This window comes from Pantoea allii (assembly GCF_002307475.1).
Lineage (GTDB): Bacteria > Pseudomonadota > Gammaproteobacteria > Enterobacterales > Enterobacteriaceae > Pantoea > Pantoea allii.
In genome coordinates this window covers 118,014-143,678 of record NZ_NTMH01000035.1, presented here as the reverse complement: position 1 = coordinate 143,678, position 25,665 = coordinate 118,014, and the positions used below count along the sequence as shown (strand labels likewise).

Genomic DNA, 25,665 nt, shown 5'->3' with positions numbered 1-25,665 from the left:
TCTCCCAAACCGAGGTTTATACGATGATTCAGGTTTCTGCATAACCAGAGCTACGGATGCCATAATGACTAAAGCCCGCTATTGCGGGCTTTAGTCATTATGGCTGTATTGGCCATTCAATATCTGGCGTTTTACTGAGATCAATTCGACTCAGCGCAACACGGTAACGTTTCCATTCATCCAGATGTGTGATTTCAATGTTAGTTGCGATACCAATATCAACAGCATCCTGCAACGGTGCTATCGTCCGGCTGGCCAGATCCATTTCAGTATTCAGTCGGCTGCTTGCAATAAAGATGCTTTCTTCCGCTTTAGTCATCGGCGCGGAAAAAACACCATCGCGCAAAATATCATTCACGTTAGGCTGCTGATCCATTGTGCTGATATCCATCCATATCAGCGATGGGTGATAGAGTTCTTTAGGCTCGATGCTAAGTGAAATAATTTCCGCAACGCGTTCTTCTTCAAGACGAACATAGGTTTTCATTAAGAATACTCCTCAACATAAATCACACCGTGAGAGCCAAAATTTCCAATAAAGGGATTTTCCCGAATGCTGCCCCCACCGCCCGTACCGAAAGACATTTGACGGCTGAGCGCTGCGCCTTCCACGCTACGAATAGCACCGCCCCAATAACTCACGCCACCATCACCCGAGCCGCCACGGTAGACATTATTGTTGTCAGATATAACGCCTGGCGCATCACTACCGTCCCCACCCTGGATATTAATGTCGCCGCCAACTGCTATTCCTCCTCGACCTCCATCTGAGCCCATTGTCGGTGTGCCGCCATTGGCTGCTGTAATAATCCCATTGAAGGTGCTGCTTGTAGCCGAAGAGGTATCGTCCCCTCCACGTCCGACGACACCTGTATAGGTTTTAGTGTCGTCAATATCCAGCCATGCGATAGCCGTCGCGCCCGCACCACCACCCGCACCCCGGGATCTATAATTTGAACCCCAGCCTAGATAGCCGTAACCACGAGCGCCGCCGCCAGTGAGCGTGATTTTGATTCGTTTGGTGCCTGACGTGGGTTTGTAGTTCACCGTGCCAGGTAGGGAAAATATTTGTTGGCTTATAAAACGCCCCGAAAACCGTTCCGTCAAACCGAGGTTTTGATGAAACAAACCCCTGGCCCGCCTCACCTGCACAATGGCAAACTCCTCACCTTTTACCGGAGAAAAAACGATGCTGATTGGCTATGTCAGGGTGTCAACAAATGACCAAAACACCGATTTGCAACGGAATGCGCTGCAGAGCGCAAATTGTGAACAGATTTTTGAGGATAAAATCAGCGGAAAGACCAGTGAACGGCCTGGTTTAAAGCGGGCGCTGCGGACGTTAAAAGAGGGCGATACTTTGGTGGTGTGGAAGCTCGATCGACTGGGTCGCAGCATGCGTCACCTGGTCATGCTCACCGAAGAGCTGCGCGAACGCGGGGTAAACTTTCGTAGCCTCACGGACAGTATCGACACCAGCACACCGATGGGCCGCTTTTTCTTTCATGTGATGGGCGCACTGGCGGAGATGGAGCGCGAATTGATTGTCGAGCGAACGCGTGCCGGGCTGACCGCAGCGCGTGAAAAAGGGCGCATTGGTGGCCGGCGGCGCATTATGACACCAGAAGTCGTTGCCAGAGCGGAACGTATGATGGCGAATGGCGCCACGCTTCATCAGGTTGCGCTGGTATTAGATGTCTCACCCAAAACGATTTATCGTTATATTCCAGCGCCAAAACAGCACCATTTACGCGGTTCTTCTTACTGAACGATCAGCAAACCGCAATCGAATGCATCCTTCCCACTGACCTGACAATCTGAGCACACCCTCAACACGGAGTGCTACAGATGTCTGATTTTCATCACGGTGTCCGCGTCGTCGAAGTCAATGACGGTACACGCACCATTTCAACAGTTTCAACCGCCATTGTTGGCATGATCTGCACCGCAGAAGATGCTGATGCAACGGCGTTTCCTCTTAACACACCTGTCCTGCTGACCAACGTGCAGGCAGCCGTCGGTAAAGCCGGTACAAAAGGCACCTTAGCGGCAGCGCTGCAGGCGATTGCTGACCAGGCGAAGCCGGTTACTGTCGTGGTTCGCGTTGCAGAAGGCGCGAGCCAGGCTGAAACCACCTCTAACCTGATTGGCTCGACGGATGCGAACGGTAAATACACCGGCATGAAGGCGCTGCTGAGCGCGCAAACGCAACTGGGTGTTAAACCCCGCATTCTCGGCGTCCCAGGTCTGGACTCGCTGGAAGTGGCGACAGCGCTGGCCAGCATTGCCCAGCAGCTGCGTGGCTTTGCCTACGTGTCTGCCTGGAACAGCAAAACCATCTCGGATGCCATGAAGTACCGCGAAAACTTCAGCCAGCGCGAGCTGATGGTGATCTGGCCAGACTTTATGGCCTGGAACACCGCCACGAACAAATCTGAAATGGCTTATGCCACTGCACGTGCACTGGGCCTGCGCGCCAAAATTGACAACGACACCGGCTGGCATAAAACCCTGTCCAACGTGGGCGTCAATGGCGTAACCGGTATCTCCGCAGACGTTTTCTGGGACCTGCAACAGACCGGCACCGATGCCGATCTGCTGAACGAAAAGTGTGTGACCACGCTGATTCGCAAAGACGGTTTCCGTTTCTGGGGCAACCGGACCTGTAGCGACGATCCACTTTTTGCCTTTGAAAACTACACCCGCACGGCACAGGTGCTGGCCGATACCATGGCCGAAGCGCACATGTGGGCTAACGACAAACCGCTGACGCCGGTGCTGGTGCGCGAAATCATCGCTGGCATCAATGCCAAGTTCCGCGAGCTGGTCAGTGCTGGTTATCTGCTGGGCGCAAACTGCTGGTACGACGACAGCGCGAACGATAAAGAGACCCTGAAGGCGGGCAAACTGTTTATCGATTACGACTACACACCGGTGCCGCCGCTGGAAGATCTGACCCTGCGTCAGCGCATCACCGACACCTATCTGGCGAACTTCGCCGCATCCGTAAACAGCTAAGGAGCCGGATAAATGGCACTGCCACGTAAACTTAAGGGGTTGAACCTCTTCAATGATTCAAACAGCTACCAGGGCATCGTCACCGCCGTGACGCTGCCGAAGCTGTCACGCAAGCTGGATACCTACCGCGCTGGCGGTATGAACGGTGCGGCGTTCATCGATAACGGCCTGGACGATGCCGCACTCGATATGGAGTGGACGCTGGGCGGGATGGATGAGCTGGTGTTAAGCCAGTGGGGCGCAACCGCCAACGTACCGCTGCGTTTCACCGGTTCTTACCAGCGCGATGACACCGGCGAAGAAATTGCCGTGGAAATCGAAGTGCGCGGTAAGCACCAGGCCTTTGATTTCGGTGAAGCCAAACAGGGCGAAAACGCCGAAACCAAAGTCACCAGCAAAAACACCTATTTCAAACTGACCTGGAATGGCAAAGAGCTGATCGAAGTCGACACCGTCAACATGGTGGAGAAGGTCAACGGCGTCGATCGCCTGGAACAGCGTCGTAAAAATCTCGGCCTGGTGTAATAAAAAAGGCCGGCGCGTCCTGCGCTGGCCCTCTTTATCCTGATGGAGAAAAAATGGAACAGCTTGATAAACCAGAACTGAAAGAAAACCCGGTGGTACTGGAAAGCCCGATTTCACGTGGTGATGTGGTGATCAGCCAGGTTGAGCTGGTGAAACCGACGGCAGGATCGCTGCGTGGCGTGCGACTGGCCGACCTGGCCTCGTCTGACGTGGATGCCCTGTTAATGGTGCTGCCCCGTATCACCCTGCCGTCGCTGACCAAAGCGGAGTGCAATGCGCTCGATCCGGTGGACCTGATTGCCCTGGGCGGCAAGGTGATTGGTTTTTTGTCAGCGAAATCGGCCGGGTAAGCTGGCCCCGCGATCTAACGGTCAATGACCTGATGGCCGACATTGCCAGCGTTTTTCACTGGCCACCCTCAGAAATGTATCTCATGTCGCTGGAAGAGTTACTCGACTGGCGGCATAAAGTGATGATCCGCAGTGGAGTAACCTCTGATGAGTAACACGCTCAAGCTGCAAGTGCTGCTGGAGGCGGTTGATCGGGCCACGCGCCCGTTCAATGCCGTGCGTAAAGAAACAGAAAGGCTGTCTGCGGATATCCAGGAAACGCAAGACCGTCTGGCAGAACTTAACGCCAAATCCGCGCAGATTGAAGGGTTCCGTGATACCCGAAAAGAACTGACGCTGACCCAACAAAATCTTAAAAATACCCGGGCAGAAGCGGCAGCACTCGCCATTGAACTGAAAAACACCAAAAACCCCACCGTTGAACAAGCGCAGGCGCTGGAGAAACTGCGCCTGTCTGCCAACGCGTTACAACAAAAGAACATTCAGCTGCGCCAGTCGGTGCAGGATCAGCGCCAGTCGCTGAATGACGCCGGGATTTCCACGCGTCGTCTGAGCAGCGAGCGCCAGAAGCTGAACCAACAAACAGAGCGGACCCAATCCACCCTTGATGCGCAGGGTGAGTCGATGGGGTTGCTGAATCAGCGCCAGGATAAGCTCAATCGTACCCGGGATCGTTACCGCGCCGGCATGGCGCTGGCGGATAACGTGCAAGGTGCCAGCAACAAGGCCAAAGACTTCGTCGAGAAGGGCCGCAAGGTTATCGATTATCTGTCACCTGCGGATGCGAATAACGGCAAGGATCAGGCGGCATCCCTGTCTGTTAATCCGAACAACAGCGGTGCGCAACCGGATATCGCTGAGCTGAACAAGGCGATGGCCAGCATCGGCCCGGTGGCAAAACAAGCCGGTGTCAGCGTCGGTCAGGCATCGGCGATGATCGGCGTGCTGGCCGAAAACGGCATGACGGGCAGCGCTGCGGGTGCAGGCGTCGGTGCCATGTTGTCGCACGTGCAGGCACCTGATGACAATGCAGACCGCGCGCTGAAAGCGTTGAATGTTGTTACCGCAGATGGCGAGGGCAACAGTCAGCCGATTTTCACGGTGCTCAGCCAGGTGCAGACGGCGTTTGAGAAAAACAAAATCGATGCAGCCCAGCAGGCAACCTATCTGCAGGCCATCTTTGGCGAACAGGGCGCGGCTCCTGCCGCTGTGCTCATGAAAGGTGCCGCCAGTGGGCGCCTGGATCAGCTGTCTCAGGCGCCGGCGGCTCAGCAGCCGGTTGATGCCTCCGTTGACACCAACCTGCAAACCATCAGTCAGGACGGCTTATCCGTACAGTCCGTTCTGACCGGTGTGATGAATATCAATCCCCAGCTTTCGGACAGCCTGCTGACGCTGGCGGCCAGTGGGCTGACGTTGGTGGACTCGCTCGCCAGCGTGGGGAATATTGTCTGGCCGGTCATTAGCGGGTTGAGCACCATCATGGCGGGCGCTGAACTGCTGGGCGGTGCGTTTGCCATCATCGGTGGCGCGATTACGGCGACGCTGGGCGCAATTACGCTGCCGGTTGTGCTGCTTGGCGCGGCTATCGCGGCGGGCGCGATGCTGGTTTATCAGTACTGGGAGCCGATCAGCGCCTTTATCAGCGGCGTTGCTCAGGGCTTTAGTGCAGCGATGGGGCCGATAAGTGACGCGTTCGCGCCGCTGAAGCCGGTATTTGACTGGTTCAGCAACAAAGTGTCCGAGCTGGGCTCCTGGTTCTCAAAGCTGCTGGAACCGGTGAAGTTTTCTCAGCAGGAACTGGCCTCGGCAGGGGAGATGGGACAGCGCTTCGGCAATATGCTGGCGACGGCACTCAAATTACCCGGTGAGGCCCTGAATCAGCTGCGGGGCGGCATTGACTGGGTGCTGGGCAAGCTTGGCATCATCGATGAGAAATCTGACAAGGTGAAAGACAAGCTGCCTCCGCCCAAAATGCGCGAACAGGACGACGAGGATGAGGATAACGCGGATGCCCGTCCGTCCGCATCGCGCGCCAGCCTGAACAGCACGCTCAATCAGCCTTTGCCCTCGGTTAACAATTCAAACGTGGATAACCGTCAGCATACCGTCACCAACAATATCTATGCGACAGGCGATCCTCAGGCGATTGGACAGGCCGTCGCGCAGGCTTCCACGGTATCGCCGTGGTCCACGGCTGATCGCAGCTATAACTCCATGTTTAGTCTGGATTAATTAACCATGATGATGATATTAGGCATGATGCCGTTTGTACGGCAAACCCTGCCCTTCGACAATTTGCAGCATGACATTACCTATCGCTGGGCGAAAAACAGCCGCGTGGGGCGCCGTGAGTCGACTCAGTTTTTGGGCGGCGGCGACGATAAAATCAAGCTGTCTGGCGAACTCCGGCCTGAAATCACCGGCGGCAATGTCACCCTGTTGGCACTGAAGACCATGGCCGATGAAGGGCTGGCGTGGCCGCTGATTGGCGGCAATGGCATTATTTACGGCATGTTTGTTGTGACGGATTTCTCGGCCACGCATACCGAATTCTACAGCGACGGCAGCGCGCGCAAGATAGGCTTTACCCTCAACCTGCTGCGGGTAGACGATTCACTAACCAGTATGTTCGGGGACTTAAAAAGGCAGGCGGAAGAATTGCAAAACCGGGCCAGCGACGCAGCGCAACGGGTCGGCTCTGTCATCAGCAGCGCCACCTCTGCGCTGAACGGAGGGCGCTGAGATGAGCGATATCGCCCCGATTCCCGTGCCCCTGCGCGTTGCGCCTACGCCGGACTTTAATATCAAAATTGAGACGAAGGATAAAACGGAAGATATTCGCCCACGGCTGATTTCTCTGAAGTTGACGGATAACCGTGGTCTGGAGGTCGATCAGCTGGACCTGGTGCTGGACGACAGTGACGGCCAGTTGGTCATGCCGCCCTTTGGCGCGAAAGTGGTCTTAGAGATAGGCTGGAAGGGGCAGCCGCTTGCAAATAAAGGCTCCTACATCATTGATCAGGTCACCTACCAGGGCGCGCCGGACACGATAACGGTGGTCGCCCGAAGCGCCGATTTTAGCGGTTCGCTCGATGTTAAAATCACTGATTCATATCCGGACATGACGGTTGGCGAGGTTGTGGAGAAAATCGCGAAACGTAACGGACTTACCTCCGACATGCGGCCGGAGATAGCCAAAAAAAAGATTAAGCATATCGATCAGACGCAGGAAACGGACGGCACGTTCATTACCCGGCTGGCTATGCTGGTTGGCGCTGTGGCGGCGATAAAAGATAAGACGCTGCTGTTCTTTGCCCCCGGGCATGGCGTGACAGCGAGCGGAAAGCCGATTCCACTCCTGAATCTGAGCCGACAGGATGGCGATAAGTATGAGTACAAATTGTTTAAGCGCGACGATTACAGTGGCGTTGAAGCAAAATGGTACGATCAGAAAAAAGCGCAGCAGAAAGGGGTAACCGTCAACACGATACCGCCAGCAACACCGGCGGTGAACCCTGTCCATCCGGCGGCCAAAAATATCCCCACTATCGGGCAACAAGATCCGGGAAAAACCTATGTTTTTGGCAGCAATAAGAAGCTGTTCGTACTGAATACGCACTTCAGTAGCCAGGGGGAAGCAGAGGAGGCGGCTAAAGCGAAGTGGCAGGAACTGCAACGCAACCGGGCTACGTTGAAGATCCTACTCGCGCTGGGTGCTGCTGAGCTGATTCCTGAAACGCCGGTCAAAGCCCAGGGTTTTAAATCGGTCATCGATAATCAAAAATGGCTGATTACTAATATCGTGCATACCCTCGATAAAAGTGGATTTACCACCCAGTTGAACCTGGAGCTGATGATTGAAAACGTGGATTACGTCTTAGTGGAAAAACAGGCTGGTTAGATTTAGTCTAATTTAAGTTGCTTTTTGTTTAGTCTTTGGCTAATGTTGCACTATGCCAGAGAGGAGAACGACTATGATGCATTGCCCAAAATGTCAGACCGCCGCCCATACGAAAAGCAGTCGCTACGTTTCGAAAGAGACGAAAGAACGTTATCACCAGTGCCAGAACATTAACTGCAGCTGTACCTTTAAAACCCTGGAGAGCGTGTCCGGGATTATCGTCGAACCGGCGCAGATCAATACGGTGCCGGTGATGGCAAAAGGCAGCGATAACCCGTCACCGCAGCTGCTGTAAGCCCAACCCGCGAAAGCGGGTTTTTTTATGGATGCAGATTGGATGGGATGGCTGACAGACGTGGCTGAAGGCCAGCGCGCCGTTGACGTTTAAGGGGGCGACAGCGCCCTCTGGGAGTGCTGTTAATAACTGTACGGCGGGGAGGGCGCCCGGGCCCTTGGGGACAGTGGCAATAACTGTACGGGAATGAAAAGATTTCAGGAATGGCAGCACGACAAAATATATTTTCAGTGAATGAAGATGAATCGTGGCGGTATTTTCGGCAGAAGAAAACTCAGGGTTATAAAGCATTTTGGCACTGAGAGTGAGCCCACAGTGAGATTTTAAATTTTGCATGCGAATTCCCTTCTTCCCTGCGGAAGAAGGGAAGGGTTCAAAATCAGTGAACGATATGTGTAAATTTGCTCTCAATCATCACCAGCCCCGACGCTGTTCGCACAAAGCGCGGCGCGGTTAAGTCATCAGTCATGATGTTAACCATCTGGAATAACAAGCCGGTGATATGTTTTTGCAAGCCTGCCGGGGCCTGCTGATTCAGTAATACTAACGTTAACGCGCTGCAATATTGCCGCATCTCTTCCGAGTCTATCGAATCCCTGCTGCGACAGGCTTTGTCATCACCTTTCTCCAGCGTGAGGCGTTTAATCAGGTGTTCTGGTAGTGGCTTGTCTAACAAAACTTTCAAGACTTCCAGTGCAGCGAGCAGACGACCGCACAGCGCCATGCGATCTGCAATATCATTACATTCAACCAAGGCATCGACATAGCGCACGCACGTATCCAGCACCTGAAAGAGATCGTGCGTGGTGCCGAGCGGCGTTTTCAAGAGGTTTGAGATCGCAGATTCGATAACTGGCTGAATGTCCACGATTTGATGATGGGCGGTTGTGTTACTATCGGTGTTAGCCATAGCGTTGTTCCTTAAGAGTGAACGTTGTGGTCAGACGCTCCGGTATGTGTTGCTGCACTGCCGGGGCGTTGCTCTTATAAAAGGCCTCGTGTTAGTGTGGTCTTTTATAAGGCTAAAATGAGGGAGTAGGTAGCCACATGTCAATAATAATGCGTGAAAAAAAACCAAAAGGTGGAGGCAAGTCTCCACAATTTAAAATGCGCATTGATCCCGCCTTGAAAAAACAGCTCGATGCTGTTGCAACTGAAGAAGGAATTAGTTTAGCAAGCTGGTTGAAAAACCTGGCGAGGGAGGCGTTAAAGGCAAGGGGAATTGAGCCGAAGGGATAAATTTGTGCGTGAAATGTTGAGTTAATTATATGTGTGGTAAATGAAAAAAGTTAAATTTCGATATTGTGAAGTTTTTAATGTGGCCATTACAAGTTTGATAAAATAGCTGAGGCTTTGATGGAGTTGTGAGTAAATGAAGCTTTTCGTTGTATGGTTACTGCAATCTTTTTTCTATCTTGTACCGATTATAGCCAGTGTTGTTGGCGCTTATTTTATTGTGCGATTTGTTCCATTTTACCCAATGGGGTTTGTGGTTGCCTGGGTCGGTTTCGTTGCTTATTTTTATATAAGATATAGTAAGTGGGTTTAACCTCAACCGTATAATATTCTTCATGGGGATTTTCAAAATACCATGAAATTTTAATAGTTATCTGTAATATGATGTTCAGTGAATCGGGCCTTACCCATATTGACTTGCTCAAAGTAAATAATCAGGATATAAGATCTTTATAAATGAATGAAAAATCTAAGTTGTACGCTTACAAGATTAGCTATGAGATAACATTCAAATACAATAAGATTGCCTGAAAGAAGAACGGATGATGATAATGGACGAGACAGAAAAAGCAGTATTCGATCTTGTTGAGAGCTACAATGGTCGCAGCATATTTACCTTTAAGCGGTATCCGCTCAAACATAACACCGATCTTAATGAAGATTTTCGAATGGACCCGTTAGATGCCTATGATTTACTGGAAGAATTCACAGAGAAGTTTTCAATTAACCCAGATAAAATCAATTTCACTCGCTATTTTCCTGAAGATAATGGCAAAGCAGAAAAGGCGTTGACCATTCAATTACTAATTGACTCGGCACGAGCAGGTCACTGGACGGATGAAGAAAAATCAAAAACAGAAAATACCTTACCCTCAAACTCAGACAGGAAAATAATGAAAAAGGGAACAAACAAGACGATTTATATTTTAGCAGTCATTATATGTTTTTTGATTCTTCCGGAAATAGTGGTTCGTACACTAACCCCTGAACAGCTCGTCAGACTCAGCGATTTCACAAGTCTGGGCGGGATTTTTAGCCACCTCCTTTCGTTAATGATTTTTCTCGGTATAGCATCGATGTTGCTGGGTATTGCCGCTATCTATCTGGCAAAAAAAATCTACCGATATTTAGTCAGATTAAAAAAATAACAGATCCGCTATGTGTACTTCACGCTTTACGAATGTACTCAGAGCATAACTGTGGTAAAGCTGAAAACGTTGAGCGAAAGCAATCCGGGAGAGCTTAAAGGATCTGTGGACCTGTTTTACAGTGGTTGGTCTGCGCAAACTTATTGGGTCAACGTGAGAATAGTAAAGCGTGCCATTCTTAGCCTAACAGGAGGAGTAACAGGAGCGTAGCCATCATGAGCCATGTTTTTCTCCGATGTGCGGATTTAGCCTGAGACATAATCCCGGTATTATCCTTAACCAGGTTGGCCCTTTTTATCATTTTCACTGATTTTCGTGGTGGGATACATCACCAATACATAAGCCCCCATTCCGCAGATTAGTACAGCGAGAGGTCCTACGATCCGCATGGCGCCTTCATTCATAAAGCCTGTATAGAACATACCAAATACAGTTGCTGTCAAAACCAGTGTTCCCACTATCTCGGAAACAAATTTGAATGACAGTTTAAAGATTCTCGATAACACGTAATCACGCCTCCGTTCTGTTGGGCTCTTTCCGCAACATTCTTCCAATTTCTATCAGGTGCTTCAAAGGTTCTTCGAAAAGGAAGTAGAGCATATCGTAATTATGTATACGTTGCTTCTGCCACAGTGCCGTCACGCTGAAAATCGACCCATCCGTGGTGCTGGCACGCCAGGCTGTGGATAACGCGTTAACTGAGGTAAAGGCTTATACCGACAAGGCGCAGGCGCACATGTTACTGCCGATAATCCCCATAAGCATTACCTGCAAACGGCCAACGCGCTGGTGGAAATCAAAGACGCGGGACTGGTAGCCGACGCCCTTAAAAATCTCAGCCGGTACGATGCCTGTAAGCATGTCGTTTCAGTAGCGGCAGATATGACGGCGGGCGGGGATAAGCTGTCGAGCGTTGATGCCGTTATGCGGCTTTTCAACAAGCGAGCCTTAGCGGGCAACGGCTATATCCGCATTCCCGACGAGACATGGCGGACGCTGTGTTATTGCCAGGCGGCAGGAAAATCGCCACGGAGAGCGAGAAAGCGCTGCTGGAGCAATGGAGAACCTACCGCGTGAAGCTGAACCGCTTCGAGACCTCAGCGGCAACGGATATCAGCTGGCCGGAAAAGCCTGAACAGGAAAATCCCCGTTACAGCGGGGACTATCAGTAAAAATTTTAGAGGCGGGAAGGCTTAATTTTGCCATTCAATCATCTCATCCAGCCGTTTTAAAATATCGGGGAAGTAGCTCTCGTTGATGCCGAAATCGCCTTTAACCTGAACGCTGTCAGCATGCGCTTCAGGACGAAGGTCATATTCAATCATTACACCATCGTCGCCGATTACTTTCCTGATTATCATATTCAGTTGATGGCACTGGCTTTGAAACTCGAAAGGCTTTATTTCACGTTGAGCAATTAAAGCGTTATGGTGCGCTGCAAATTGCTCACGTAGTGCCAGTAGCTCGCCTACCGTAAATTCAGTTTGAAACTGTGCTTTCAGGCCAGGAACAGAAAACTCAACAAAAGATTTTATCCAGTCCCAACGATGATGTTCGGGGTCAATGTCGTTATCGACCACTCTTTCAAAAGGAGAAACCGCAAACGTAAATTTCTCATCTTTAATATCAAACATTTATGCGTTCCTGTCGGTTTTTTTAAAAATACATAAAGTGGGTGATTGTCCAGTCGGACTCTCTTACCACAACTTCCAGTGTGTATTTTTTATACTCAGTAGTGGCCTTTTTACGATAAAGTTTGTACATCTCAATTTCGTATCTGTACAGGCCTTTAACGTTCCGGGGATCGGCAGTTCGCTTACCGTAACGAATAGCTTTTTCCTGAATATTTAAAGGAACGTATCGACCTGTTTCATACATGTGCTTAGCAGCCGTTTCGGTCATTTTCAGGTTGCGTGCAGATAAGCCGAGTTTAAACCGGGCGCGCAAAAATGAAATAGTCCCCTGGCCCAGCTTTGCTGTAATGGCCGTTCGCGTACCCGCTTCAAACAAAGCACGACCAGTGCGGAGGATGCGGAAAACACCAAAAGCAATCAGCGCAATATCAGTTGGATCGAACAAAGGCGTTTCAAGCGGAGCCTCTTCGAGCCGGACAAAATGGCCCTGTGCATCATAAATTTGCCAGAGGCCGGGAGCCTGAGCCACGGTGTAGCCGATACACATACCGCTTGTTTCATCGAGCACCGGCTGAGCATTGCGTGGAAGATGTTGTGGCCGAAGCTCAAAAAATTCGCCGGGGGGCAATCTTGACTCAAAAGTGTAATACCGTCCAGGTTCCTGTCTTTCTGCTCTTCCTGAGATCATTCTCGTTCCCTCTTTTTGATGATGGCTGTTAATAGTGCCACAGGAAGACAAAACGATCATTCCACGGTAAATGCCCGCTCATCCTTCAACAAAACTCAATTACATACACGGCATCGCCTGACCTGACACGCTGAGCGCACCCATTTAACGGAGTGCATCAGATGTCTGATTACCATTGCGGTGTTCGCGTCGTCGAAATCAATGATGGCACGCGCACCCTTTCCACCGTCTCTACCGCGATTGTCGGGCTGGTCTGTAACGCCGAGGACGCCGACGCCACATCGTTTCCGCTGAATACGCCGGTATTGTTAACTAATGTGCTTGCCAGCATCGCGCAGCAACTGCAACTGCAACTTCAAAACGCACGAAAGCATAGCGGGGATGATCGTCTCGCCGGGCCAGACTAACAGGGGCCGATTTTTACGCACAACGACAGACAGTCATTATTGCTTCTCTGACAGCTCGCGAAAGCGGGTTTTTGTACTAGCGTTCAAAAGGGCGATAAAAGTCATGCGACACTGGCCTGTAGAAACAAAACAGCCACCCTCGTGAGGTGGCTTAATTATATGATTTACATCACTAAATCTGGTGGCCCTGCTGGGTTTGAACCAGCGGCCAGGCGATTATGAGTACCAATTTTAAGCTAATAAAATCAGTAACTTACTGTTTTTTTAAGTTTTACTCAGACCGAATAGTGATGAAAAGTGGCACATAGTGTTGCGCTCTGCTGCCACTTTGCTGCCATGAAATTTGATGTTAACTGAATACTTTTAATGTGCTTTATATTCAATAAGACAGAATATAAAAGTCATGCTATTGTCTTTAAATTATTAACTGATTCATGATGATTAATAATTTCATTTATGGAATCAAATATAATTGAGAATTTAGTGAAGTTGATTTTTTTTCGCCGTTTCAATACTACACCTTTTGCAAATGCTTCTTTACCATATTCATTATCTTTGCATTTATTATTGCTTCTGTTGAATGTTTTTTTTGATAAGGTTCTTTTTAGAACTGACTCATCGAAGAAATCTTCCATTGAACTTTCTTGCTTGCCATTTAAAGGGGTGAATATAATATAGAGATTTTTTGTTACCCAAATCCACTTCTCGTCTCTGAGGCTTTTCTTAGAATCAATAGTAATGTTAGGGAATGACTTCCCTAATAGACATTGAAATATACCCCCTCCACCATTACTACCTGAGTCATTATCCAATATCATTATCACAGGCTTCTCATTTTTTGATTTAGAGTATTTACTGCTCTTTTTATCATAATTTACTAAAAAGTCTTTAAGGTGAGGAGTTCCACCATCTAATTTGAGAAGGTATTTTGATTTTATGCTGTTTTTAAAAAATGATATTTTATAATCTCGGACATAAGACATTCTCTCTTCCTTATCCCCAATTAATGTTGGGTAATCTTTGGCTAAAGAATCCAACGCTACTTTAAGGTAGGTGATGTCTGTTTTACCTTCTGTTAAAATCATTGGTTTTTCATTTGCGCAGAATGATTTATAATAGAGGAAATCAGAGTATAAACGTTCTCTTTTGTTAAGGCTACCCTGGTTTTTATGTGATATTTTATTATTGTGCTTGTCCAACGAATCTATAAATCCGAATATTCCAGTTAATTCATTAATCGACCCGAGTCTTTTTTGATTAGTTTGCTTGTCAAATAAATAGAATTCGCCATTTTTAAATAGATTATTAGCCATTGCCCGAACGTTACGCGTATATTTATCACTTACATTAACAATTTTATTAACAGTCAATCCTGTAACTTCTTGACGGCAATTTTTACCAAGTAATCTAACTTTGCTGAAATTCAATGAAAATCCGGATTTTGTGATTTCTTTTAAAAATATTTGGTTTAAATTGACGATGTTGCTTTCGCACGAAGCTATGATTTTTTTTGGGAATTCGGATTTATTTGTTGATATTGTTATATCGTCAGCATATCGAGTATATGTACACCCAACTTTTTTACATATTAAATTAAGACGTTGATCTAATGAATGTAAAATTAAATTTGTTATTACTGGCGAGCAAGGGCTTCCTTGTGGTAGCCTATTATTATAACATGCTATTTTCGATATTATGTTGCTTACTTCTTCATTTAATTTGAAATTGGAATTTTTAATGAAGTAACCTCTTACACGTCCGAAGTTAAACTCATCAAAAAAGTTGCTAAGATCTAGATTGAGTACCCATTTTTTTCTTTTATGCTTCTCTGCGTTTGTAATTATACTTCTTTCTCGTTCGAAGCCATGAGATAAATTATTTATAACTTCATGTGAGTCTCTAATATCTGTTAGGCAATCTTGAAGCAAAGTGGACAATCTACTTTGTATCTCTTTAAGTTCAGGGTCGGGAGATGAGATAATTCTTTTATCACCATTTTTCTTATTGATCTTAAAGTCAGTATATAGTTTTTCCGTATTTCTAATATATACAACACGGGTGAGAAATACGGGCTTTATTCCCAAGAGCCGCGCAAAATCAGGTTTCGACTTACAGTTTTGTAACTTTTTTAGGCGGGTTGTCATATCGGCTCCTATCCTTGAATGGAGGTGTGCAGGCACTCCTATGCACTTTGAAAAATACTAAGCAGATATAGCTATGAGAATCATAGCGGGCGAGACTTTCTGCCCTTTAAATCAAGAATTGCGAAACACAATTCAAAAATCTGCCTGCACACCTATCTGAAATATTTCATAAATTGCCATGTTTTTCAATAATGATCTTGATGTTTATTTTTAATCTTCTCTTTTTTTCGCTTCATTAGGAAGTTATATGTATATAATTGGCGCTTTCAAATATAGCGCATTGAATTATATTGTTTTTTTCTTTTTTTCTAAGGATGCTCCTAACAATTTTAACTTTGAAAAAAATTTATACATGAAAATCATGTTTACTGAGAATCTATTAGGCTCAGAGGATTGAACGATATGGCTTCCATTAAGTGATCAGGTGCAAAATGCGCATACCGCATTGTCACTTTAATATCTGTGTGCCCCAATATCCGCTGAAGTGCAAGGATATTGTCGCCGTTCATCATGAAATGTGAGGCGAAGGTATGGCGCAAAACATGGTGAGCTGGCCCGCCGGTGTTTCAATGCCAGCACGCTGCATTGCCTTTCTAAAAGCTGAATAGGACGCCGCGAAGAGTGGCAGCGCTTTCCTGCCCGATGGTAGTTCAGCCTGTAGTTTTTCAGTTATTGGCACCGCGCGGTTTTTCTTGCCTTTAGTTTTCACATATATGATCTGACCGGCGCGGATTTGGTTTCCCTTTAAGCCTTCTGCCTCACTCCAACGTGCGCCAGTTGCCAGGCAGATTTTCACAATGCTAGTCAGGTCTTTGGATCGGCTGTTCTCACACTCGTTGAATAGGGTTCTGATTTCCTCAATGGTGAGATACGCCATTTCCGATTCGCTGATTTTAAACTCGCGCACGTTCTCTAACGGGTTTGGTGCGGTCCATTCATCTAACCGCCGTAGCTCATTAAACATTGCCCTGAAATACGCCAGCTCTAAATTAACCGTGCGTGGCGTAACCGTCTTCACTCGATTGGAGCGGGTGATCTTCCCACTTAACCGCTGCTCGCGATAAGACGCAAAAATTTTCGCATTAAACTCGGTTGCGAGTGGATTCCCCATCGCACCGCGGGCGAACGCCATAGTGGTTCGCCGCTTCTCGCCATCCGCTAAAGTGATGCCGTGCGTGTTAAACCACAATTCAACCAGTTCAATTACCCGCCGCTTATCTGCTTTTTCTCCCAGCCAGGGCTTATCTTGAGCCTGTTCTTTTACGAATTTCTCGTAGGATTGTGCTTCGCCCTTCATCGCAAACTGGCGGCGTATCCTTTTGCCGTCATGGCCGTTTAAGAAAATCTATGTCTGGCATTTTGCTACCAATGACGAATTATGAAAACAAAAAAGCCACCCTTTTAAGGTGGCTTAACTTCATGATTTTCATCACTAAATCTGGTGGCCCCTGCTGGGTTTGAACCAGCGACCAAGCGATTATGAGTCGCCTGCTCTAACCACTGAGCTAAGGGGCCAATGGAGCGGGGATTATAAAGTATCTGTCCGGGGCAATCCAGCGTTGATCGGCTGGTTGCTGAAATAAGCAGCAATGTTTTACTTGCTGATAACTATGATAAAACAGACAAAAACCTCTGGCTGACAGGCGGCGACATAACCGGCGCGGTTATCCTTAATTGTCTTTCCCTGCTTAACAGTGAAAAAAGCCAACCCAGACCACGACGCTGCCCGCCAAATGCGCTTTAATCAGTGACAAGACGATGTCAAACAAGGACCCTTTGCGTGAGCGACAGTGAGGCGCGCAGGCGCAAAGCCAGGAGGCAACATGAGCGAACACAACATTAGCGATATCATCGCATCAGATCTGAACGTGCTGTTTTGCGGCATCAATCCCGGTCAGTCGACGGCGCACACCGGCTATCACTTTGCCCATCCCGGCAACCGCTTCTGGAAGGTGATTCATTTGGCAGGATTTACCGAGCAGCAGCTGAAGCCGGAAGAGGAGCAGCGCTTACTGGAAACCGGCTGCGGTATCACGATGCTGGTCGAGCGTCCAACTATCCAGGCGAATGAACTGGCCAGTGATGAGCTGCGTGATGGTGGTCAGCGGCTGATGGATAAGGTGCTGCGTTATCAGCCTGCTGCCTTGGCTATCCTGGGCAAAGATGCCTTTAAACGCGCGTTTCGTCAGAGCAAGGTGGAATGGGGCGAGCAGCCGATCTACATGGGGAAAACCCAGGTTTGGGTGTTGCCGAATCCGAGTGGGTTAAATCGTGCATCGCTGGAAGAGATCGTGGCGATGTATCGTCAGATGTACGATGCGCTGAAGACACGAGGCTGAAGCTAACGCGTGAAAAGTGGGGCAGGGCGGCAGAAATAAAAAACCCCGGCGAACCGGGGTTTTGCTGACTTAATCGTCGAGGAAGCTGCGCAGCACTTCCGAGCGGCTCGGATGGCGCAGTTTACGCAGGGCTTTCGCTTCAATCTGACGGATACGCTCACGGGTAACGTCAAACTGTTTGCCCACTTCTTCTAACGTGTGGTCGGTGTTCATATCGATACCGAAACGCATGCGCAGCACTTTGGCTTCACGCGCGGTCAGGCCAGCCAGCACGTCGTGGGTAGCAGAACGCAGGCTCTCAGAGGTGGCAGAGTCCAGCGGCAGCTCCAGCGTGGTGTCTTCGATAAAATCACCCAGATGTGAATCTTCATCATCACCAATCGGCGTCTCCATAGAGATAGGCTCTTTGGCAATCTTCAGCACCTTGCGGATCTTATCTTCAGGCATCAGCATGCGCTCAGCCAGTTCTTCTGGCGTTGGCTCACGGCCCATCTCTTGCAGCATCTGGCGCGAGATACGGTTGAGTTTGTTGATGGTCTCAATCATATGCACCGGAATACGGATGGTACGCGCCTGGTCAGCGATAGAACGGGTGATAGCCTGACGAATCCACCATGTGGCATAAGTAGAGAACTTATAGCCGCGACGGTATTCAAACTTATCAACCGCTTTCATCAGGCCGATGTTACCTTCCTGAATCAGATCGAGGAACTGCAAACCACGGTTGGTGTATTTCTTCGCGATGGAAATCACCAGACGCAGGTTCGCTTCGACCATCTCTTTCTTGGCACGACGCGCTTTCGCTTCACCAATCGACATACGACGGTTGATGTCTTTAACCTGCTCGATGGTCAGGCCGGTTTCTTCTTCAATCTGCGCCAGTTTCTGCAGAGAGCGCATCACATCATCCTGCACGTCCAGCAGTTTTTCAGACCAGGGCTTGTTCATCGCCAGTGCGGCTTTGAACCAGCTCTCATTGGTCTCGTTACCGGTGAACAGCGTAATGAAGTTTTTCTTAGGCATTTTGCACACTTCAATACACAGCTTCATGATCAAACGTTCCTGAGTACGGACGCGTTCCATCATTTCACGCATGTTGTTCACCAGGTAGTCGAACTGCTTCGGTACCAGGCGGAACTGCTTAAAGACGTCAGACAGGTTCTGGATCTCGGCAACAGAGGCAGCGTGGCTGCGTCCTTTGCTTTTGATCACATCACGGGTGGTTTCGTACTGGGTGCGCAGGTCAGAGAACTTCTCGCGTGCCAGTTCGGGATCGATAGAGTTATCGTCATCCGAGCTGTCGTCATCGCTCTCTTCATCTTCTTCATCGTCGTTATTACGATCGGCTTCAGACAGCTCAGAACCGACGTGCGTTGCGGTCGGTGCCAGGTCTTCTTCTGCGTTAGGATCAACAAAGCCAGTGATTAAATCTGACAGGCGCGACTCACCTGCTTCAACGCGATCGTACTGATCCAGCAGGTAGGTAATGGCTTCCGGATATTCAGCGACGGAGCACTGAACCTGGTTGATACCGTCTTCAATACGCTTGGCAATGTCGATTTCGCCTTCGCGGGTCAGCAGTTCAACGGTACCCATTTCACGCATATACATGCGAACCGGGTCGGTGGTGCGGCCAATTTCAGATTCAACGCTGGATAATACCTGAGCGGCAGCTTCCGCGGCATCTTCGTCAGTATCGGAGCTGTTTTCATTCAGCATCAGATCGTCGGCGTCCGGGGCTTCTTCAACCACCTGGATGCCCATGTCGTTAATCATCTGGATGATGTCTTCGATCTGATCGGAGTCGACGATATCTTCCGGCAGATGGTCATTGACCTCAGCATAGGTCAGATAGCCTTGCTCCTTACCACGGGTGACAAGAAGCTTGAGCTGTGACTGCGGGTTTTGCTCCATAAGACGGTATCCACACTTCTGTTAATTAGATTGGTGTCGGTCGGCAGCGTGCCAACAATAGCAGTGAAGGCCTTTATTCTTGCCGCTGCCTTCGTCGCGGCCTGGGCTTTGCCCATTAGTAATCGGCACTTAAGCCGCAAATTTTATGTCGGGCCTGGCTTACTCGCCATTTTTGTCTCTGGAAGTGCTCGTCATCCTCACGTACTTCAGTACGCTCCGGTGACTGCGCGCTTGCAGAAACAAAACTTGCTTCGCCGCCGACGGCCCGAGGGCGGAAGCTGGCTTACTCGCCATTTTTGTCTCTGGAAGTGCTCGTCATCCTCACGTACTTAAGTACGCTCCGGTGACTGCGCGCTTGCAGAAACAAAACGTGCTTCGCCGCCGACGGCCCGAGGGCGGAAGCTGGCTTACTCGCCATTGTTGCTTCCGGAAGTGCTCGTCATCCTCACGTACTTGAGTACGCTCCGGTGACTGTGCGCTTGCAGAAACAAAACGTGCTTCACCCATCAAATTTTAAGCCTGCCGCTTCGGTTACAGGAAGCAGCAGGCCGGATAATGCATCATTTCTTCGCGAAGGCCTGGCTCAGTGTCCAGAGTTCGCGGCGCTCGTCGCTACTCAGCCCGTGCGTGCGTTCACGCGCAATCAGGAACTCCAGTCGTTCTTCCAGTGCCGAGTCATAAATGCTCGCAAGGGAGTCCTGAAATACCGCTTCGCTTTCCTCATCCACTATCATGTGGTTCCAAACGGCCAGTGTTTCAAGCGTCTGGCTAAAATTTGTTCCGCGATATAACTCTAGTAGCTGACCTGTGGTCAATCCAGGATTCTCGTTACAACGCGTCACTAATTCGATAAATAGCGGTAAACCGGCCATTTTCGACTCGGAAAGCCCATCCAGAGACGGCACCAGTGTTGCCAACTGCGGATTCTGGATCAGCAGCGCCACTAATACACGCATCGTGGTGCGTTTGAGTGGCGGGGCCACCGGTGCGCTTCCGCCCGGTGCCTGCTTCGGCATCAGCTTTTCAAGCTGAGAGTCATCCAGAATACCTAATTTGTTACCCAGCTCCTGACGCAGATAAATGCGCAGTGTTTCACCGGGAATCTGTGTGATCAACGGCAGCGCCAACGTACTTAAACGTGCTTTGCCGTCGCGAGAGCTCAAATCTACCTGAGGTAGCAGGCTGTCAAAAAGAAACGAAGAGAGCGGCATCGCCTGCTCCATCCTCGCCTCAAATGCGGCTTTACCCTCCTGGCGAACCAGCGTATCCGGGTCTTCGCCGTCGGGTAGAAACATAAAGCGTAGCTGACGACCGTCATTCATGTAAGGCAATGCTGTTTCAAGTGCACGCCATGCGGCTTCACGTCCGGCACGATCGCCGTCATAACAGCAAATCACGTTGTCCGTACTGCGAAACAGCAGCTGAATGTGTTCAGCCGTCGTGGATGTCCCCAGCGATGCCACCGCGTAATCCACGCCGAACTGCGCCAGGGCAACCACATCCATATAACCTTCAACCACCAACAAGCGTTTAGGCTCAGGATGATTTTTTAACGCTTCATACAGACCGTAAAGTTGACGGCCTTTATGAAAAACAGGCGTTTCAGGTGAGTTCAGATACTTAGGCGTATCATTACCCAGCACGCGACCGCCAAAGCCGATGACGCGGCCTCGCTTATCGCGAATCGGAAACATCACGCGCTCGCGAAAGCGGTCATAAACCCGGCCTTTGTCATTACTGACCAGCATGCCTGCTTCCATCAACGACTCGCGATCTTCAGGCTGTTTGCCAAAGCGTTTCAGGACGTTGTCCCAACCGGCGGGCGCATAGCCAATCGCAAAATGGTTGATGATGTCGGCGCTCAGACCGCGATGCTCAAGATAATCGCGAGCTGACTGGGCGCTGGATTGCTGCAAACTCTGCTGATAAAACCCGTTCAGGTTTTCCATCAGTTGGTACAGGCTCTGGCGCTGATGGCGTTCCATCTGGCTTGGCCCGTTGCCGGCTTCGTAAGGTACGTCTAAACCATGGGATGTGGCTAACTCTTCGATGCTCTCAACAAACTCAAGACGATCATAGTTCATCAGAAAATCGATGGCGTTACCGTGAGCGCCGCATCCAAAGCAGTGATAAAACTGCTTTTCGCCATTTACGGTGAAAGAGGGCGTTTTCTCATTATGAAAAGGACAGCACGCGTGATAATTTTTTCCCTGCTTTTTCAGCTTAACGCGAGCATCGATTAACTCCACGATGTCCGTGCGGGCAAGTAAGTCATTGATAAATACGCGTGGAATTCGTCCTGCCATAAGCCCCGTTTTTTCAGCTCATAAACGACAACAAGCCGCGCTTCCTTTCGGAAAGCACGGCCTTTTACTTGACTCGGTCTGCGTTTATCACGCTGTGGAGGCGAACCTCCGGGAAATTAGTACAGACGAGTGCGGCGTGCGTTTTCGCGAGCCAATTTTTTGGCATGACGCTTAACTGCAGATGCTTTAGCGCGCTTACGTTCGGTCGTTGGTTTTTCATAAAATTCACGACGACGAACTTCAGCTAAAACGCCTGCTTTCTCGCAGGAACGCTTAAAGCGACGCAGTGCTACGTCAAATGGCTCGTTTTCACGTACTTTAATTACCGGCATGTAACTCTCACCTCAATAAAATTCGGTTTTGCTGCTGACTGCGGCGTCAGCACATTTCAAAATGGTGCAGCATTTTACTCCAACTCGCGTCGGCTTGTAAAGCACCATGGATAATTTAGAACCAACAGGAGCGATTGCCTGTGCGGCTGCCGGTTTTTTCCAGGGGCGGAAGTATAGCGCACTCTTTAGGCAGCGGAAAATGACTTTTTGCGTGGATGGGGTCCTCTTTTCACACAAGGGCTATGCTAAACTGCGCGCCGCAAGAATGAGGTGAAGCCATGCGAATTCTGGGTATTGAAACATCGTGCGATGAAACCGGCATCGCAATCTATGATGACGAGGCTGGCCTGGTGGCCAACCAGCTATACAGTCAGGTAAAACTGCATGCCGATTACGGCGGTGTAGTGCCGGAACTGGCATCGCGCGATCACGTACGCAAAACGGTGCCCCTGATCCGGGCGGCGCTGAAAGAGGCGGGTTTGCAGCCGCAGCAGATTGATGCGGTGGCGTATACCGCAGGCCCGGGTTTGGTGGGCGCATTACTGGTGGGCGCCACGATTGGGCGCGCGCTGGCCTTTGCATGGAAAGTTCCTGCCGTGCCCGTGCACCATATGGAAGGGCATCTGCTGGCACCGATGCTCGAAGAGAATCCGCCACCGTTTCCGTTTGTGGCATTGCTGGTTTCAGGTGGTCATACCCAGTTAATCAGCGTCACCGGCATTGGCGAATACGAACTGCTGGGCGAGTCGATTGACGACGCGGCAGGGGAAGCCTTCGATAAAACCGCCAAATTGCTGGGGCTGGATTATCCTGGCGGTCCAATGCTGGCGAAAATGGCGCAGCAGGGCACCGCTGGGCGATTCACGTTTCCGCGTCCGATGACCGATCGTCCTGGACTGGATTTTAGTTTCTCGGGCCTGAAAACCTTTGCGGCGAATACCATTCGTGGCAATGACGACGACGAGCAAACCCGGGCCGATATCGCGCGGGCATTTGAAGATGCGGTGGTAGATACGCTGGCGATTAAGTGCAAACGCGCGCTGGATCAAACCGGCTTTAAGCGTCTGGTTATTGCGGGCGGCGTCAGTGCAAACCGCACTCTGCGCGAGCAGATGGCCGTGATGATGCAAAAGCGCGGCGGAGAAGTCTTTTATGCCCGTCCTGAGTTTTGTACCGATAACGGCGCGATGATTGCTTATGCCGGCATGGTACGCCTTAAAGGCGGTACGCGGGGTGAGCTTGGCGTCAGCGTCAGGCCGCGTTGGCCACTGTCGGAACTGCCCGCCATTTGAAAATCAAAAAGCCGGTTAGCCGGCTTTTTTTACGCTTAGGGTTTCTTTTTCCGCTTCCAGATTTTGCTTTCCTGACCGCGCCACAGGCGCTGAATATTGTCATGATGACGCAGCAAAATCAGGCAGGAGAGCATAGAAACCGGAAAGGTGAACTGGGGTTTAAACCACCAGACATAAAACGGCGCAATCAGCGCGCTGACAATCGCCCCAAGCGATGAGTAGCCGCTCAGCAGCACGGTCAGCAGCCATGTTCCCGTCATCAGTCCGGTCAGGTCCCAGCCAATCGGGGCGATAGCACCAAAGGCGGTCGCCACACCTTTCCCGCCGCGAAAGCGAAAGAACACCGGGTAAATATGGCCCAGACAGGCGGCAATCGCCGTTAAGCCCAGATAAAGGGGTGAGACATGAAACAGGTACGCCAGCCACACGGGCACCATACCTTTCACAATATCGAACACCAGTACAGACGCAGCCGCCAGCTTGCCGCCAATACGCAGCACGTTGGTTGCGCCCGGGTTGCCTGAACCGTGGGTGCGGGGATCGGGTAAACCGGCAAGTTTGCAGACCAGAATGGCACTGGAAATTGAACCGCACAGATACGCGAAAATAATCATACCAAGCGCGAAAGCACTCATAACACCGTCCCGTTTCCTTTGGGGTCGTTTTGATCACGTCAAGCATGGATAATACGCACAATCTGCCGGAAGTGGTATCCGGCGCGACCAAAAACAGAGAGCATCATCATGGATATCGTCTTTATTGAACAACTCACCGTCTTCACCACCATTGGCGTTTACGACTGGGAGCAGGGAATACAGCAGAAGCTGGTGATCGATGTAGAGATGGCGTGGGATAACCGCCAGGCGGCCGCCAGCGACGATGTGAAAGACTGCCTGAGCTATGCCGACGTCTCCGACGCGATCCTGACGCATCTGACAGGACAGCGTTTTGCCCTGGTCGAGCGCGTAGCGGAAGAAATCGCGGATCTGTTGATGAACCGTTTCAATTCGCCTGGTGTGCGTATCAAGGTAGCAAAACCGGGCGCTGTGGCGCAGGCAGCGCAGGTTGGCGTGCGTATTCAGCGCGGGACTATTCCTAAATAATTACGATGTGATTGCCATCACAATGAAACCAAACCAAATTATTGTCTGTCTCAGGTGGTGCCGTTTCGTTGCGACTGACTAAACGGCAATTGAGCTTAAGGTTTTATTCAGAGTGAAGCAGATAAGATTAAGGCGATAGCGCTTCTGCTAGCGCCTTTTTAATGGTTTTAAAACGGACAGAGGGAATACATTGATGGCAGATCTTCATCAGCTGTGGGTAGCTGCAATCCTGGGCGTGGTCGAAGGGTTAACCGAGTTTTTACCGGTCTCTTCCACCGGGCACATGATTATCGTGGGGCACCTACTGGGCTTTGAGGGCGATAAAGCGGAAACCTTTGAGGTCGTCATTCAGTTAGGTTCCATTCTTGCTGTGGTCGTGATGTTTTGGCGGCGTTTATTTGGATTAATCGGTATCCACTTTGGTGAAGTCAAACACGAAGGCGTGGGAACGGGTCGCTTAACCCTGATTCATATTCTGTTGGGGATGATCCCCGCAGTGGTGGTCGGGCTGGCGTTGCACGATCAGATTAAAACCTTGTTTAATCCGATTAACGTGATGTATGCGCTGGTGGTCGGCGGCTTACTGCTGCTGGCGGCGGAATTCCTGAAACCTAAACAGCCAAAAGCCGTCGGCGTGGATGATATTACCTATCTTCAGGCGTTTGCGATTGGCTGCTTCCAGTGTCTGGCGCTGTGGCCGGGCTTCTCGCGTTCAGGTGCTACCATTTCAGGTGGGATGCTGATGGGCGTGAGCCGCTATGCCGCATCCGAGTTCTCGTTTATCCTGGCCGTCCCGATGATGATGGGTGCTACCGGGCTGGATCTGTACAAAAGCCTTGGCTTCCTGTCGATGGCCGACTTCCCGATGTTTGCCGTTGGCTTCATCACTGCCTTTGTTGTCGCGCTGCTGGCCATCAAAGTCTTCCTGGAACTGATCAAACGTATCTCTTTCGTGTCGTTTGCCATCTACCGCTTTATCGTGGCGGGTGCGGTCTACATGATTTTCATGTAAGCCATTATGACGCGGCCG

26 protein-coding genes, 1 tRNA gene and 4 pseudogenes are annotated in these 25,665 nt (G+C 50.0%); 18 read left to right on the top strand and 13 right to left on the bottom strand.

The window, feature by feature from the left end; genetic code table 11:
* Positions 1 to 97: 97 nt before the first annotated feature.
* Positions 98 to 487 (bottom strand): tail fiber assembly protein, encoded by a 390-nt coding sequence (locus tag CMR03_RS14970; protein ID WP_096011896.1) that lies wholly within the window; start codon positions 485 to 487, stop codon positions 98 to 100.
* Entirely contained in the window at positions 487 to 1,128 is a 642-nt protein-coding gene (locus CMR03_RS14965) for a glycine-rich domain-containing protein (RefSeq protein ID WP_141248569.1), read from the bottom strand. Before CMR03_RS14965 ends, CMR03_RS14970 begins: the two co-directional genes overlap by 1 nt.
* A gap of 61 nt (positions 1,129 to 1,189) precedes the next feature.
* Between CMR03_RS14965 and CMR03_RS14960 the strand changes: the two genes are divergently transcribed.
* From CMR03_RS14960 to CMR03_RS14920, 9 genes are all read left to right on the top strand, one after another.
* Entirely contained in the window at positions 1,190 to 1,768 is a 579-nt protein-coding gene (locus CMR03_RS14960; protein ID WP_028722820.1) for a recombinase family protein, read from the top strand.
* An 80-nt stretch (positions 1,769 to 1,848) separates the two neighbouring features.
* Positions 1,849 to 3,018 carry a phage tail sheath protein gene (locus CMR03_RS14955; RefSeq protein WP_063881029.1) on the top strand — a complete coding sequence of 390 codons (1,170 nt, stop codon included), beginning with the start codon at positions 1,849 to 1,851 and terminating at the stop codon, positions 3,016 to 3,018.
* A gap of 12 nt (positions 3,019 to 3,030) precedes the next feature.
* Positions 3,031 to 3,543 carry a phage major tail tube protein gene (locus CMR03_RS14950; RefSeq protein WP_063881028.1) on the top strand — a complete coding sequence of 171 codons (513 nt, stop codon included), beginning with the start codon at positions 3,031 to 3,033 and terminating at the stop codon, positions 3,541 to 3,543.
* 53 nt (positions 3,544 to 3,596) lie between these two features.
* Positions 3,597 to 3,893 carry a phage tail assembly protein gene (locus CMR03_RS14945; RefSeq protein ID WP_096011894.1) on the top strand — a complete coding sequence of 99 codons (297 nt, stop codon included), beginning with the start codon at positions 3,597 to 3,599 and terminating at the stop codon, positions 3,891 to 3,893.
* A gap of 32 nt (positions 3,894 to 3,925) precedes the next feature.
* Positions 3,926 to 4,048, top strand: a complete 123-nt coding sequence (locus tag CMR03_RS14940) for a GpE family phage tail protein (RefSeq protein ID WP_063881026.1) — start codon at positions 3,926 to 3,928, stop codon at positions 4,046 to 4,048.
* Positions 4,041 to 6,128, top strand: a complete 2,088-nt coding sequence (locus CMR03_RS14935) for a phage tail tape measure protein (RefSeq protein WP_096011893.1) — start codon at positions 4,041 to 4,043, stop codon at positions 6,126 to 6,128. Before CMR03_RS14940 ends, CMR03_RS14935 begins: the two co-directional genes overlap by 8 nt.
* Before the next feature lie 6 nt (positions 6,129 to 6,134).
* Positions 6,135 to 6,638, top strand: a complete 504-nt coding sequence (locus tag CMR03_RS14930) for a phage tail protein (protein WP_096011892.1) — start codon at positions 6,135 to 6,137, stop codon at positions 6,636 to 6,638.
* 1 nt (position 6,639) lies between these two features.
* Positions 6,640 to 7,797, top strand: coding sequence for a contractile injection system protein, VgrG/Pvc8 family (locus CMR03_RS14925; protein ID WP_096011891.1), 1,158 nt, complete (start codon positions 6,640 to 6,642; stop codon positions 7,795 to 7,797).
* 73 nt (positions 7,798 to 7,870) lie between these two features.
* Complete coding sequence (locus tag CMR03_RS14920) at positions 7,871 to 8,092, top strand: ogr/Delta-like zinc finger family protein (RefSeq protein WP_063881022.1); 222 nt, start codon at positions 7,871 to 7,873, stop codon at positions 8,090 to 8,092.
* On the opposite strand, the gene CMR03_RS14915 is transcribed toward CMR03_RS14920, so the two are convergent.
* Positions 8,075 to 8,428 carry a hypothetical protein gene (locus tag CMR03_RS14915; protein ID WP_096011890.1) on the bottom strand — a complete coding sequence of 118 codons (354 nt, stop codon included), beginning with the start codon at positions 8,426 to 8,428 and terminating at the stop codon, positions 8,075 to 8,077. The two genes, CMR03_RS14920 and CMR03_RS14915, sit on opposite strands and share 18 nt — an antisense overlap.
* A 43-nt stretch (positions 8,429 to 8,471) precedes the next feature.
* Positions 8,472 to 9,002 (bottom strand): hypothetical protein, encoded by a 531-nt coding sequence (locus CMR03_RS14910; protein ID WP_096011889.1) that lies wholly within the window; start codon positions 9,000 to 9,002, stop codon positions 8,472 to 8,474.
* Between the two features lie 137 nt (positions 9,003 to 9,139).
* Between CMR03_RS14910 and CMR03_RS14905 the strand changes: the two genes are divergently transcribed.
* The 4 genes and pseudogenes from CMR03_RS14905 (at position 9,140) to CMR03_RS14880 (ending at position 11,648) form a co-directional block, all read left to right on the top strand.
* Positions 9,140 to 9,331 carry a toxin-antitoxin system HicB family antitoxin gene (locus tag CMR03_RS14905; RefSeq protein ID WP_096011888.1) on the top strand — a complete coding sequence of 64 codons (192 nt, stop codon included), beginning with the start codon at positions 9,140 to 9,142 and terminating at the stop codon, positions 9,329 to 9,331.
* 542 nt (positions 9,332 to 9,873) lie between these two features.
* Positions 9,874 to 10,167 (top strand): annotated as a pseudogene (locus CMR03_RS25895) (DUF1493 family protein); the annotation flags it as partial.
* A 940-nt stretch (positions 10,168 to 11,107) separates the two neighbouring features.
* Positions 11,108 to 11,313: pseudogene (locus tag CMR03_RS25610) on the top strand (phage tail protein); the annotation flags it as partial.
* 161 nt (positions 11,314 to 11,474) lie between these two features.
* On the top strand, positions 11,475 to 11,648 hold the full coding sequence (locus CMR03_RS14880; RefSeq protein WP_244181384.1) for a tail fiber assembly protein: 174 nt from the start codon (positions 11,475 to 11,477) through the stop codon (positions 11,646 to 11,648).
* 21 nt (positions 11,649 to 11,669) lie between these two features.
* Here CMR03_RS14880 and CMR03_RS14875 read toward each other — a convergent pair whose 3' ends face one another.
* Together CMR03_RS14875 and CMR03_RS14870 are read right to left on the bottom strand one after the other, a co-directional pair.
* Entirely contained in the window at positions 11,670 to 12,110 is a 441-nt protein-coding gene (locus tag CMR03_RS14875; protein WP_096011886.1) for a WapI family immunity protein, read from the bottom strand.
* A 22-nt stretch (positions 12,111 to 12,132) separates the two neighbouring features.
* Positions 12,133 to 12,858 (bottom strand): hypothetical protein, encoded by a 726-nt coding sequence (locus CMR03_RS14870; protein WP_244181383.1) that lies wholly within the window; start codon positions 12,856 to 12,858, stop codon positions 12,133 to 12,135.
* Between the two features lie 101 nt (positions 12,859 to 12,959).
* Here CMR03_RS14870 and CMR03_RS14865 point away from each other — a divergent pair.
* A pseudogene (locus CMR03_RS14865) lies at positions 12,960 to 13,127 on the top strand (phage tail protein); the annotation flags it as partial.
* Between the two features lie 479 nt (positions 13,128 to 13,606).
* Here the strand turns inward: CMR03_RS14865 and CMR03_RS14860 are convergent.
* The 3 genes and pseudogenes from CMR03_RS14860 to CMR03_RS14850 form a co-directional block, all read right to left on the bottom strand.
* Complete coding sequence (locus tag CMR03_RS14860) at positions 13,607 to 15,349, bottom strand: retron Ec67 family RNA-directed DNA polymerase/endonuclease (RefSeq protein ID WP_096011885.1); 1,743 nt, start codon at positions 15,347 to 15,349, stop codon at positions 13,607 to 13,609.
* 365 nt (positions 15,350 to 15,714) lie between these two features.
* A pseudogene (locus tag CMR03_RS14855) lies at positions 15,715 to 16,694 on the bottom strand (phage integrase).
* A 94-nt stretch (positions 16,695 to 16,788) separates the two neighbouring features.
* Positions 16,789 to 16,864, bottom strand: a tRNA-Ile gene (locus tag CMR03_RS14850).
* A 308-nt stretch (positions 16,865 to 17,172) separates the two neighbouring features.
* On the opposite strand from CMR03_RS14850, the gene mug reads away from it, so the two are divergent.
* Positions 17,173 to 17,688, top strand: coding sequence for a G/U mismatch-specific DNA glycosylase (mug, locus tag CMR03_RS14845; RefSeq protein WP_063880980.1), 516 nt, complete (start codon positions 17,173 to 17,175; stop codon positions 17,686 to 17,688).
* A 69-nt stretch (positions 17,689 to 17,757) separates the two neighbouring features.
* Here mug and rpoD read toward each other — a convergent pair whose 3' ends face one another.
* The 3 genes from rpoD to rpsU form a co-directional block, all read right to left on the bottom strand.
* Positions 17,758 to 19,602: an RNA polymerase sigma factor RpoD gene (gene rpoD / locus CMR03_RS14840; protein WP_063880979.1), complete on the bottom strand. Its 1,845-nt coding sequence runs from the start codon at positions 19,600 to 19,602 to the stop codon at positions 17,758 to 17,760.
* A 560-nt stretch (positions 19,603 to 20,162) separates the two neighbouring features.
* Complete coding sequence (dnaG, locus tag CMR03_RS14835; protein ID WP_096011884.1) at positions 20,163 to 21,908, bottom strand: DNA primase; 1,746 nt, start codon at positions 21,906 to 21,908, stop codon at positions 20,163 to 20,165.
* A 116-nt stretch (positions 21,909 to 22,024) separates the two neighbouring features.
* Positions 22,025 to 22,240 (bottom strand): 30S ribosomal protein S21, encoded by a 216-nt coding sequence (rpsU, locus tag CMR03_RS14830; protein ID WP_001144069.1) that lies wholly within the window; start codon positions 22,238 to 22,240, stop codon positions 22,025 to 22,027.
* Between the two features lie 278 nt (positions 22,241 to 22,518).
* Here rpsU and tsaD point away from each other — a divergent pair, with 278 nt between their 5' ends.
* Complete coding sequence (tsaD, locus tag CMR03_RS14825; protein WP_096011883.1) at positions 22,519 to 23,532, top strand: tRNA (adenosine(37)-N6)-threonylcarbamoyltransferase complex transferase subunit TsaD; 1,014 nt, start codon at positions 22,519 to 22,521, stop codon at positions 23,530 to 23,532.
* A 35-nt stretch (positions 23,533 to 23,567) separates the two neighbouring features.
* On the opposite strand, the gene plsY is transcribed toward tsaD, so the two are convergent.
* Positions 23,568 to 24,167, bottom strand: coding sequence for a glycerol-3-phosphate 1-O-acyltransferase PlsY (plsY, locus tag CMR03_RS14820; protein WP_063880976.1), 600 nt, complete (start codon positions 24,165 to 24,167; stop codon positions 23,568 to 23,570).
* A gap of 108 nt (positions 24,168 to 24,275) precedes the next feature.
* Between plsY and folB the strand changes: the two genes are divergently transcribed.
* Both folB and bacA read left to right on the top strand, forming a co-directional pair.
* The gene (gene folB, locus CMR03_RS14815) at positions 24,276 to 24,635 is read left to right on the top strand and encodes a bifunctional dihydroneopterin aldolase/7,8-dihydroneopterin epimerase (RefSeq protein WP_063880975.1); all 360 of its coding nucleotides are present in this window, start codon (positions 24,276 to 24,278) and stop codon (positions 24,633 to 24,635) included.
* Between the two features lie 193 nt (positions 24,636 to 24,828).
* Complete coding sequence (bacA, locus tag CMR03_RS14810; RefSeq protein ID WP_063880974.1) at positions 24,829 to 25,647, top strand: undecaprenyl-diphosphate phosphatase; 819 nt, start codon at positions 24,829 to 24,831, stop codon at positions 25,645 to 25,647.
* Positions 25,648 to 25,665: the final 18 nt, after the last annotated feature.